Here is a 9,504-nt window from a genome sequence, read left to right on the forward strand (position 1 = left end):
CTCCTGCCCTGGGCGAGCCCCGAAGGCAAGCCCTGCTATCTCCTGACCGACGGCAGCGGACGCCTGTCCCGGGCTGCCGACACCGTAGAGAGCGTCCAACTCGACATGGCCGGCGGTCTCCTCGCCCACCTCGCCGACATGCTCGAGGACGAGCACGTGACCGCTGTCCAGCTCCGCTATCTCCTCGCCCGCATGAGCGAGGCCCTGACCGACGTGTGCCGCATCGCTGAGAGCAGGGGCGCCCGACTTCTCGTATACACGGATGTCAAAACGAGTTCCGGCCCGGACGGCGGCCCCTCCCCCGATGTCGGTTCGTCGTGAGAGGCTGGCCAGGCTCCGGGGCAGAGGGCTGAGGGGAGGGTCAGATGTACGTATCCGGAATCGGCTTGTCGAACGTCAGAGGCTTCACCGGCACGCGTGCCGTAGAGCACCAGCTCCCCTTGACCGCACCCCGGGACGGCGGCGGTTGGACCGTGATCGCCGGGCGCAACGGCTCGGGCAAGTCCACGTTGCTGCGCGCCCTGGCACTGTCTCTGGCGGGCCCGCAGGTGGCACGGTCATTGGTGCAGGACTTCGGCGGCTGGATCAGCACCGGCGAGTGGTCCGCATTGTCTCGGGCGTACGTACAACCCGACCCCTCCGTCGACCGGTTCACAGGACGTGACGCGGTGCCGTACAGCGTCCCCCTCACCCTCGGGCTCCGCTGGACGGTGTCCAAGGACGCCCCGGATCTGCCGCGCTACGGGGCTCCACCGCAGCCGCACCTGGCGTCCGACTGCGGTGGGGAGGACCCGACCAGGACCGCCGCACGCGGCCCCTGGGCCCACAGTCCCCAGGGCTGGTTCTGCGCCGCCTATGGCCCCTTCCGCCGGATGACGGGGGGCAGCGGGCAGGCCCAGCAGTTAATGCTCGCACCAGGACCGGCGGGCCGGATGGCCTCCCTCTTCCATGAGGAGGCGTCGCTCGCCGAGGGGGTCTCCTGGCTGCGGGAGCTCAGGCACCGGAGCCTGGAGGAACAGCGGGACGCGGGCGAACTGCTGGAAACGGTCATGCAGTTACTGTCCGACGGACTGCTCCCGGACGGTTATCGCGCCCTGCGGGTGACCGCCGACGGATTATGGGTTGCCCCGGCCGGAGACCGGGAGCGTGCCTATCCCCTACGTGAGATGAGCGACGGCTTCCGGGTCGTGGCCTCCCTCGTCCTGGATATCGTGCGGCAGGTGCAGAACGCATACGGCACGCTGGACGCGGGCCTGGACGACGACGGGCACCCCGTGGTGCGGATGCCGGGCGTGGTGATCATCGACGAGGTGGACGCCCACCTCCACGTGACATGGCAGCGTCGTATAGGCGACTGGCTGCGCGCGCACTTCCCCCGGATCCAGTTCATCGTCACCAGTCACAGTCCGTACATCTGCCAGGCCGCCGATCCCGGCGGGCTGATCCGGCTGCCCGGCCTTGAGGAACAGGGCGGTCCGGAGGTCGTGGACGACGCGCTGTACCGGAGGATCGTGTACGGCAGCGGCGAGGACGCGGTGCTCTCCGAGCTGTTCGGGCTGGAGACGCCGTACTCGAGCCGGGCGGAGGAGGATCGCCGCAGGCTCGTGCGCCTGGAGGAGAAGGTCTTCTCGGGTGAGGCCAGCGAGCAGGAAGCGCTGGCCTACCGCGAGCTGGCCGCCCGGCTCAACAGCAGCCGTTCGGCCCGAGTGCAGGAAGTGGCGGCCCGGCTGGGGAGCGGCCAGTGATTCCGTTACGACGGCCGGAAGCAGACGACGACCTGTTGGGACAGTGCGCGGACCGCACGAAGCGGATCCGGAAGCTGGGGGCAACCAGCAAGGCCGCCCAGAGTCAGTGGAGCGCGGGCACGGTCGAGAAGGACGGCATCCGGGCGCTCCTGCTCCGCATGGCGCCGGGGGTCGAGCGGTGCATGTACTGCCTGAACAGCACCGGCACGGACATCGACCACTTCGAGCCCAAGTCCCGGCGCCCCCTGCGCACCTTCTGCTGGCACAACCACCTGCTGGCGTGCTCGCGCTGCAACAGCAACTACAAGCGCACGGAGTACCCCTGTGACGACTTCGGACAGTGTCTGCTGATCGATCCGAGCGTGGACGATCCCTTCGACCACCTCACGCTCCTGCCGGCCAGCGGGGAGTACAAGGCGAAGACCCGCAAGGGTTGGGAGACGCTGCGGGTCTTCGGTCTCAACGACCGCTTCGAGCTGGTCTCCGGCCGTCAGGACGCGTACGTCAAATGCTGCGACGTCCTGATCGGCTGGCACCGGTGTGTGGTGGGCGGAGACTCCGGCGGGGCGGAGCGCCGGGTCCACACGCTGCACCGTGAGCCCTTCGCGGACGTACTGCGGGCCATCGAGGACATGGCCCACCTGCCGCACGCGTCTCTGCTCCTGGACTCCGACGAACTCATCACGGCCCTGGAAGCCTGGTTGACCACCTCACGGGGCATGGTGCCGAAAGGGCGCCTCCTCACCACTGTGCCTCCCTCCCGGCCCGAGACATCAGCCCTCCTCCCCTCACGAGCGGACGGCTGAATCCCCCGCACTCACCGACTCAGGCGCCCGAATCGCCGTACCGCCAGCGGGAAGAACACCGCCAGCAGGGCCAGGGGCCAGATGATCGCCGGCCACACGTGCCCGGACTCCGCGCCGGGCACGCCGAGCAGGTCCCGTGCGGCCGTGGCCGTGTGGGACAGCGGGTTCCATTCGACGACCGTGCCCAGCCAGCCGGGCATGGAGCCGGGGGTGGCCAGCGCGTTGGAGAGGAAGCCGACCGGCCAGACCAGGATCTGCACGGCCTGGACCATCTCCGGCCTGCCCGCCACCAGGGCCAGGTGGATGCCGATCCACAGCATGGCGAACCGGAACAGGAGCAGCAGGCCCACGGCTGCGAGGAGGGCCGGCGGACCGCCGCCGGGCCGCCAGCCGAGGGCGATGCCCACGCCGATGAGCACGACCAGGGCCATCGCCGACTGGAGCATGTCGGCGGCCGAACGGCCCACCAGCACGGCGCCGTTGGCCATCGGCATCGAGCGGAACCGGTCGATCACGCCCTTGTTCAGGTCCTGCGTGACGGCGAGCAGCGTGCCCTCCAGGCCGAAGGCCATGGTGAGCGCGAGCATGCCGGGGATGAGGTAGTCGCGGTACTCGCCGCTCACCCCGCGGCCGCCGCCGATGAGGTAGCCGAACATCAGCAGCAGCATCACCGGGAACGCCAGGTTGACGGCCACCTGCACGGGCTGTCGTCCCCAGCGGGCGAGTTCCCGGCGGGTCATGGTCCAGGAGTCGGTCAGGGCGTGGGCGCTCACGCGGTCTCCTTCACTCGGCGGTCGTCTCCCGTGAGGTGCAGGAACACCTCGTCCAGCGTCGGGCGGCGCAGTGCGACGTCCTCCGCCTCGATCCCGGCCTCGTGGAGGGCCCGTACGACCCCGGAGAGTGCCTCCATACGGTCGGTCACCGGGGCGCTCAGCAGCCGGCGGTCGGCGTCGACGCCGATCCCGGTGAGGGGCAGCAGGGCGACGGCCGCCCCCAGTTGGCCCGCCTCGCGCAGGACAACGTCGATGCGGTCGCCGCCGGCCTCGGCCTTCAGCTCGTCCGCCGTGCCCTCGGCGATGACCCGGCCGACGTCGACGACCGAGATGCGGTCGGCGAGCTGGTCGGCCTCCTCCAGGTACTGGGTGGTGAGCAGGACGGTGGTGCCACCGCCGACCAGGGAGCGGACGGAGGACCACACCTCGGCGCGGCCGCGCGGGTCTAGGCCGGTGGTGGGCTCGTCGAGGAACAGCACCTGCGGCTCGGTGATCAGCGAGGCGGCGAGGTCCAGGCGGCGCCGCATGCCGCCGCTGTACTGCCGGACCGCCTTGCGGCCGGTGTCGGCCAGGCCGAAGCGCTCCAGGAGTTCGTCCGCACGCGCGCGTGCCCGCCGGGCGCCCAGGTGGTGCAGCCGGCCGAACAGCTCCAGGTTCTGCCGGCCGCCGAGCTCCTCGTCGAGCGCGGCGTGCTGGCCGAGCAGGCCGATGCGCATCCGCACGGCGTACGCCTCGCGCACCACGTCGTGCCCGGCCACCTCGACCCGGCCCGCGTCGGGCCGCAGCAGGGTGGACAGGACCCTCACGAGGGTGGTCTTGCCCGCGCCGTTCGGGCCGAGCATCCCGTGCACCGCGCCGCGCGCGACCGTGAGGTCGAGCCCGTTCAGCGCCTTCTTGTCGCCATACGTCTTCTCCACGCCTTCGACGGTGATCGCCGCGTCGGCCACCGGACCTCCCCTTCTAGTCAAACTTGACTACAAGCTCGAAGGTATCCCCGCCCGAGCCATTCGTCAAACTTGATTAGTGGTCGTCCCCGGGATGTCGCTCCCCCGTCGCGTGGGGGTTCTCCTCGTCCGGGGCCAGGACCCCGACGAACGGGTCGCCCTCGTCGGCGAAGGTGTAGGCGCCGCCCTCGATGCGCTCGATGAGACCGCGGGTCCACTCGGCCTCGGAGTCGGCCGTGTGGACCCACATGTTCATGATCTCGCCGATGTGCCCGAGCTGCCCGGGGCCCTCCTCGGGCACGTAGTGCTCCAGGACGGAGGCCCGCCATTGCTCGATGCGCAGGGTCCGTTCCTTCAGCAGCGCGACCGCCTCCGCCCGGGGCAGGTCGACGACGAAGCCGACGGCCGCCGTCTTCACGTCCCCGCGCTGGTCGTAGGTGACCAGCGCGTCCCGCAGCAGCCGGAAGTACTCCTCGCTGCCCTGCCCGGTGATCTCGTACTCCGTGCGCGGCGGGCCGCCGGCCGTGGACGGGGCGATCTCGTGCGCGTGCAGCAGTCCCTGCTTCGCCATCTGTTTCAGAGCGTGGTAGATCGAGCCGGGCTTGGCGCTGGACCACTCGTGCGCGCCCCAGTACTCCAGGTCGTTGCGCACCTGGTAGCCGTGGGCGCGGCCGTGCATGCGGACCGCGCCGAGCACGAGGAGACGGATCGCTGACATGCGGCCAAGGTTATGACCCGGTCGGCACCCGCTGTTCCTCGGCCACCAGCTCGAAGGCCGTCCGGCCGTCCAGCGACTCGCGGATGATGTCGGCGTGGCCGGCGTGCCGGGCCGTCTCGCGGATGAGGTGCAGACACAGCCAGCGCATCGAGAGCTGTTCGTCCTTCGGGTTCCAGGACGTCGCGGGCAGCTCGAAGGTGTCGTCGAGGCTGGGCACCGCGCGAATGAAGGCCTCCGTCTCGGCGGCCACCTTCTCGTAGTACGCGAGCTGCGACCCCACGGTCTCGGCACCGACCAGCACGAAGCACTCGTGCCAGTTGGACTCGTCCCGGTGGACGGCCGCGGGCTCGCCCTTGGCCCGGGCGATCCACCCCTGCTCCATCTCGGCGACGTGCTTGAGCAGACCGGCCAGGGACAGTTCGCTGGCACTGGGGCGGGAGGACGCCTGCTCGTCCGTGAGGCCCAGCACCGCCCGCCGGATGCCGCCACGCTGCTCGGCGATGAAGGAGAGCAGCGCTCCGCGCTCGTCGCCGTGTGCCTCCGAGGGAACGTGAGTGACCATGACCGCCGCCTTTCGCAGGATCCGGGGGCTTCTCCCCCGACACCGACGAAACTACGGGCCCTTGCGGTCAGGTTCTGTCCGCAAGGGCCCGGGCGCCGGAAAGCTCTAGAACGGGAACCCGCTCCGGCCGTGCTGTACCGAGATCCACTTGGTCGTGGTGAACGAGTCCAGCATCGTGTCGCCGTTGAGCCGGCCGATGCCCGAGTGCTTCTCACCGCCGAACGGGACGATCGGCTCGTCGTGCACGGTGCCGTCGTTCACGTGGAACATGCCCGTGTCGATCTGCTTGGCGAAGGCGACCCCGCGCTCGATGTTCCCGGTGTGGACGGCACCGCTCAGGCCGTACGGGGTGTCGTTGACGAGGCGGACGGCCTCGTCCTCGCCGTCGAACGGGACGAGGAACGCGACCGGCCCGAAGACCTCCTGCTTGAGCAGCGCCGAGTCGGCGGGGAGGTCCGTCAGCACGGACGGCTCGACGAGGTTGTCGGTCCGTCCGCCGCGCACCAGGGCCGTGGCGCCCTCGGCGAGGGCCTGCTCGACCACGCCGGAGACCGCGTCCGCCTGCGAGGAGTTGATGACCGGGCCGATGACGGTCTCGGGGTCGCGCGGGTCGCCCGCCTTGAGGGTCTTCACCTTGGCGACGAACTTCTCGGTGAACTCGTCCGCGACCGAACGGTCGACGAGGACCCGGTTGGCGGCCATGCAGACCTGGCCCTGGTGGACGTACCGGCTGAAGACGGCCGCGTCGACCGCGTAGTCGATGTCGGCGTCGTCGAGGACGACCAGCGCGCTGTTGCCGCCCAGTTCGAGGACGGAGCGCTTGAACTGGGCGGCGCAGACGGTCGCCACGTGCCGGCCGACCGCGTCGGAGCCGGTGAAGGAGATGACCTTGGGGACCGGGTGCTCAAGGAAGGCGTCGCCGATCTCGGCGATGTCGGTGATGAGCACGTTCAGCAGTCCACCGGGCAGCCCCGCGTCCTCGAAGATCTTCGCGACCAGGGAGCCGCCGACGATCGGCGTGTTCTGGTGCGGCTTGAGCACCACGGCATTGCCGAGCGCGAGCGCCGGGGCGACGGACTTGATCGACAGCAGGAAGGGGAAGTTGAAGGGGCTGATCACGCCCACGACCCCGACCGGCACGCGGTAGACGCGATTCTCCTTGCCGTCCACCGGCGAGGGGATGATCCGGCCTTCGGGGGACAGGGCCAGATGGACCGCCTCGCGCAGGAACTCCTTGGCGAGGTGCAGCTCGAACGCGGCCTTCAGACGCGTGCCGCCGAGCTCGGCGATGATGGCCTCGGAGATCTCGGCCTCGCGCTCCTCGATCAGGCGCAGCGCCCTCTCGAAGACCGCCCGGCGGGCGTAGGGGTTGGTCGCGGCCCACTGCTTCTGGGCGCGGGCCGCCGCCCGGTACGCCTGATCGACCTCGTCGACCGTGGCTATGGTGATCGACGCCAGCTTCTCGTCGTCGTACGGATTGAAGTCGATGATGTCCCAGGAGCCGGTACCCGGGCGCCACTCACCGTCGATGTACTGCTGTGCAAGGTCGGTGAAGTAGGACGACGACATGTGTGATCCCTCGATCCCTGGCAGACCTCTGATCGCGCCTTCACGATCTGATCACACGTCATCGTACTTGTGTTTCAGCGGAGTTGGAGGAGTACCTCAGGAGAGCTGGAGGAGGCCCCTGAGAAGGTCCCGGCTCTCCGAAGGGCCCGGGCTGTCGCTCTGCAGCTCCTTGAGCGCCTTCTCGTACTGGGCGACGTCCTCGACCTTGTCCAGGTAGAGCGCGCTGGTGAGCTGCTCCAGATAGACGACGTCCGAGAGGTCGGACTCCGGGAAGCTGAGGATCGTGAACGCGCCACTTTCGCCGGAGTGGCCGCCGAGACTGAACGGCACCACCTGAAGCCGCACGTTGGGCCGCTCGGAGACCTCGATGAGGTGCTGGAGCTGGCCCCGCATCACCGCGCGGTCGCCGTAGGGGCGGCGCAGGGCGGCCTCGTCCAGGATGATGTGGAAGTCGGGCGCGCGCTCGTCGACGAGGTACTTCTGGCGCTCCAGCCGCAGCGCCACGCGGCGCTCCACATCGGCCTCGCTCGCGCCCTGCATGCCGCGCCGGACCACCGCGTGGGCGTACGCCTCGGTCTGCAGCAGGCCGTGCACGAACTGCACCTCGTACGCCCGGATCAGCGAGGCGGCGCCCTCCAGGCCGACGTAGGTCGGGAACCAGCTGGGCAGCACGTCCGAGTAACTGTGCCACCAGCCCGCGACGTTGGCCTCTTTGGCCAGGGACAACAGGGAGGCGCGCTCCTGCTCGTCCGTGATGCCGTACAGGGTCAGCAGGTCCTCGACGTCTCTGGTCTTGAAGCTCACCCGGCCCAGCTCCATCCGGCTGATCTTCGACTCGGAGGCGCGGATCGAGTAGCCCGCCGCCTCGCGCGTGATGCCCCGCGCCTCACGCAGTCGCCTGAGTTGTGATCCGAGCAGCATGCGCCGCACCACCGATCCCGGCTCTCCCGCGCTCACGTTCGCCAGCCTCCCCAACGTCTTCAGGGGCCGCAGTCTGCCACTAAAACACTCCGAGCAGTACTCGTCCGGTTACGGAAACGGAATCGAGACGGTCGACGCTCGCGCGTGTGAGTAAGAAGGAGGCAAATGAACGGCCAAAGAGGGACGCGAAGATGACGGAAAAATTGGCCAACAAGCGGTACGGGACAGCTCATTCCGGTCACCTGCACGTGCATCTGCCCTTGCATCTGCTGTACGCATCCGAAACCATGGTCCCGCACCACCGCCGCATCGCACCGACCGCGAATTCCGGGAGTGCCTCGCATGGGGACGAATGGATCGACCATGCTCGAGCCGTTACGGCAGGGCCTTCCGCCGCTGGATCCCGCGGCCGTGTCCGACGCCGCCTCCTGCGCTCTGCCCGCCCGTTACGAAGCGGTGCGCGAGGCACGGCGGTTCACTCGCGGAACCCTCGACCAGTGGGACATGGGCGACCGGTTCGACGACGTCTGCCTGGTGGTCTCGGAACTCGTCACCAACGCCCTGCGGCACGGCCTGCCGGCGAACGGCGTGTGCGTCAACGGCCGCGAGCCTCCCGTACGGCTGCACCTCATGCGGTGGTCCGAGCGGCTGGTGTGCGCGGTGCGCGACCCCAGCCACGACAGTCCGGTGACCCGGGAGACCGACGACTTCTCGGCCGAGTCGGGCCGCGGGCTGTTCCTCGTCGACTCCTTCAGCGACAGCTGGGGCTGGCATCCGCTCGCCGGGGCGCTCGACGGCAAGGTGGTCTGGGCGCTGTTCCGGCTGCCGCGCACCGGTTCGCGGCCCCACGGGGAATGAGAAACCGCGGCGCTTTCTCGCGTCGCGGTTCTACGCGCGTTACCGCGCGATGAGTGCCGATTGTCCCGATTAACCGGGGGTTGTCGGATCGTCAGCCGCCCACCAAGTGGTCGAACTCGCCGTCCTTCACACCCAGCAGCATGGCCTCGATCTCCGCACGGGTGTAGACCAGGGCCGGGCCGTCGGGGAAGCGCGAGTTGCGGACGGCTACGTCTCCGCCCGGCAGCCGGGCGAACTCCACGCACGAGCCCTGGGAGTTGCTGTGCCGGCTCTTCTGCCAGGCCACACCGTGCAGCCCGGCGGCCTCCATACCGTTGTACGCGTCGTGGTCCACAGGTCGCTCCCCGGTGGTGCACTGGCTGGTGTGGCCATTGATGCAGTGGTCAACTGACCCGGATCATAGCCCTGTTCATGTGCAGATGCATGGGCAGATGCACGTGCACGCGGGGTGGTCCCGCGATTACAGCTGTGCCGACCGCTCTACCGAAGTTCTTGACTGTTTGACGGCTTGGCCGCACCTCTCGTTCCCCGTGGCCTGCGAGGAAGTCGGCGGGTTCGGCGGAGGTCCGGTGGAGGCGGAGCATCCGCTCGACGGTGAGGCGGGGGGC

12 protein-coding genes are annotated in these 9,504 nt (G+C 69.4%); 5 read left to right on the forward strand and 7 right to left on the reverse strand.

Annotation, left to right across the window (positions count from 1 at the left end):
• From C1J00_RS31340 to C1J00_RS31350, 3 genes are all read left to right on the forward strand, one after another.
• On the forward strand, positions 1-321 hold a 321-nt coding region (locus C1J00_RS31340; protein ID WP_102912363.1), incomplete at its 5' end, for a hypothetical protein.
• Between the two features lie 44 nt (positions 322-365).
• Positions 366-1,745, forward strand: a complete 1,380-nt coding sequence (locus tag C1J00_RS45575) for an AAA family ATPase (protein WP_180989761.1) — start codon at positions 366-368, stop codon at positions 1,743-1,745.
• A complete protein-coding gene (locus C1J00_RS31350; protein WP_146046288.1) occupies positions 1,742-2,551 on the forward strand; it encodes an HNH endonuclease family protein in 810 nt (269 codons plus the stop codon). Before C1J00_RS45575 ends, C1J00_RS31350 begins: the two co-directional genes overlap by 4 nt.
• An 11-nt stretch (positions 2,552-2,562) precedes the next feature.
• Here the strand turns inward: C1J00_RS31350 and C1J00_RS31355 are convergent, their stop codons facing one another.
• The 6 genes from C1J00_RS31355 to C1J00_RS31380 form a co-directional block, all read right to left on the reverse strand.
• Positions 2,563-3,324 (reverse strand): ABC transporter permease, encoded by a 762-nt coding sequence (locus C1J00_RS31355; protein ID WP_180989762.1) that lies wholly within the window; start codon positions 3,322-3,324, stop codon positions 2,563-2,565.
• Positions 3,321-4,271 carry an ATP-binding cassette domain-containing protein gene (locus tag C1J00_RS31360; protein WP_102912365.1) on the reverse strand — a complete coding sequence of 317 codons (951 nt, stop codon included), beginning with the start codon at positions 4,269-4,271 and terminating at the stop codon, positions 3,321-3,323. Before C1J00_RS31360 ends, C1J00_RS31355 begins: the two co-directional genes overlap by 4 nt.
• Positions 4,272-4,344: 73 nt before the next feature.
• Positions 4,345-4,986 (reverse strand): PadR family transcriptional regulator, encoded by a 642-nt coding sequence (locus C1J00_RS31365; protein ID WP_102912366.1) that lies wholly within the window; start codon positions 4,984-4,986, stop codon positions 4,345-4,347.
• A gap of 10 nt (positions 4,987-4,996) precedes the next feature.
• Positions 4,997-5,548, reverse strand: coding sequence for a DinB family protein (locus tag C1J00_RS31370; RefSeq protein WP_102912367.1), 552 nt, complete (start codon positions 5,546-5,548; stop codon positions 4,997-4,999).
• A gap of 105 nt (positions 5,549-5,653) precedes the next feature.
• Positions 5,654-7,117, reverse strand: a complete 1,464-nt coding sequence (locus C1J00_RS31375; RefSeq protein ID WP_102912368.1) for an aldehyde dehydrogenase family protein — start codon at positions 7,115-7,117, stop codon at positions 5,654-5,656.
• Positions 7,118-7,213: 96 nt separating this feature from the next.
• Entirely contained in the window at positions 7,214-8,050 is an 837-nt protein-coding gene (locus C1J00_RS31380) for a Sco1979 family transcriptional regulator (protein ID WP_500691493.1), read from the reverse strand.
• 351 nt (positions 8,051-8,401) lie between these two features.
• Here C1J00_RS31380 and C1J00_RS31390 point away from each other — a divergent pair, with 351 nt between their 5' ends.
• Positions 8,402-8,896, forward strand: coding sequence for an ATP-binding protein (locus C1J00_RS31390; protein WP_245936580.1), 495 nt, complete (start codon positions 8,402-8,404; stop codon positions 8,894-8,896).
• Positions 8,897-8,987: 91 nt separating this feature from the next.
• Here C1J00_RS31390 and C1J00_RS31395 read toward each other — a convergent pair whose 3' ends face one another.
• Complete coding sequence (locus C1J00_RS31395; RefSeq protein WP_180989763.1) at positions 8,988-9,206, reverse strand: DUF397 domain-containing protein; 219 nt, start codon at positions 9,204-9,206, stop codon at positions 8,988-8,990.
• 37 nt (positions 9,207-9,243) lie between these two features.
• On the opposite strand from C1J00_RS31395, the gene C1J00_RS45995 reads away from it, so the two are divergent.
• Positions 9,244-9,504: hypothetical protein (locus tag C1J00_RS45995; protein ID WP_219728384.1), on the forward strand; the 261-nt coding region annotated here is incomplete at its 3' end.

The organism is Streptomyces cahuitamycinicus, from assembly GCF_002891435.1.
In the GTDB taxonomy this organism is placed as follows: Bacteria; Actinomycetota; Actinomycetes; order Streptomycetales; family Streptomycetaceae; genus Streptomyces; species Streptomyces cahuitamycinicus.

Bases quoted from the DNA above. Each gene is read 5' to 3' on its own strand.
- C1J00_RS45575 (WP_180989761.1), top strand. From the start codon at position 366: ATGTACGTATCCGGAATCGGCTTGTCGAACGTCAGAGGCTTCACCGGC.
- C1J00_RS31365 (WP_102912366.1), bottom strand. From the start codon at position 4,986: ATGTCAGCGATCCGTCTCCTCGTGCTCGGCGCGGTCCGCATGCACGGC.
- C1J00_RS31370 (WP_102912367.1), bottom strand. From the start codon at position 5,548: ATGGTCACTCACGTTCCCTCGGAGGCACACGGCGACGAGCGCGGAGCG.
- C1J00_RS31375 (WP_102912368.1), bottom strand. From the start codon at position 7,117: ATGTCGTCGTCCTACTTCACCGACCTTGCACAGCAGTACATCGACGGT.
- C1J00_RS31390 (WP_245936580.1), top strand. From the start codon at position 8,402: ATGCTCGAGCCGTTACGGCAGGGCCTTCCGCCGCTGGATCCCGCGGCC.
- C1J00_RS31395 (WP_180989763.1), bottom strand. From the start codon at position 9,206: ATGGAGGCCGCCGGGCTGCACGGTGTGGCCTGGCAGAAGAGCCGGCAC.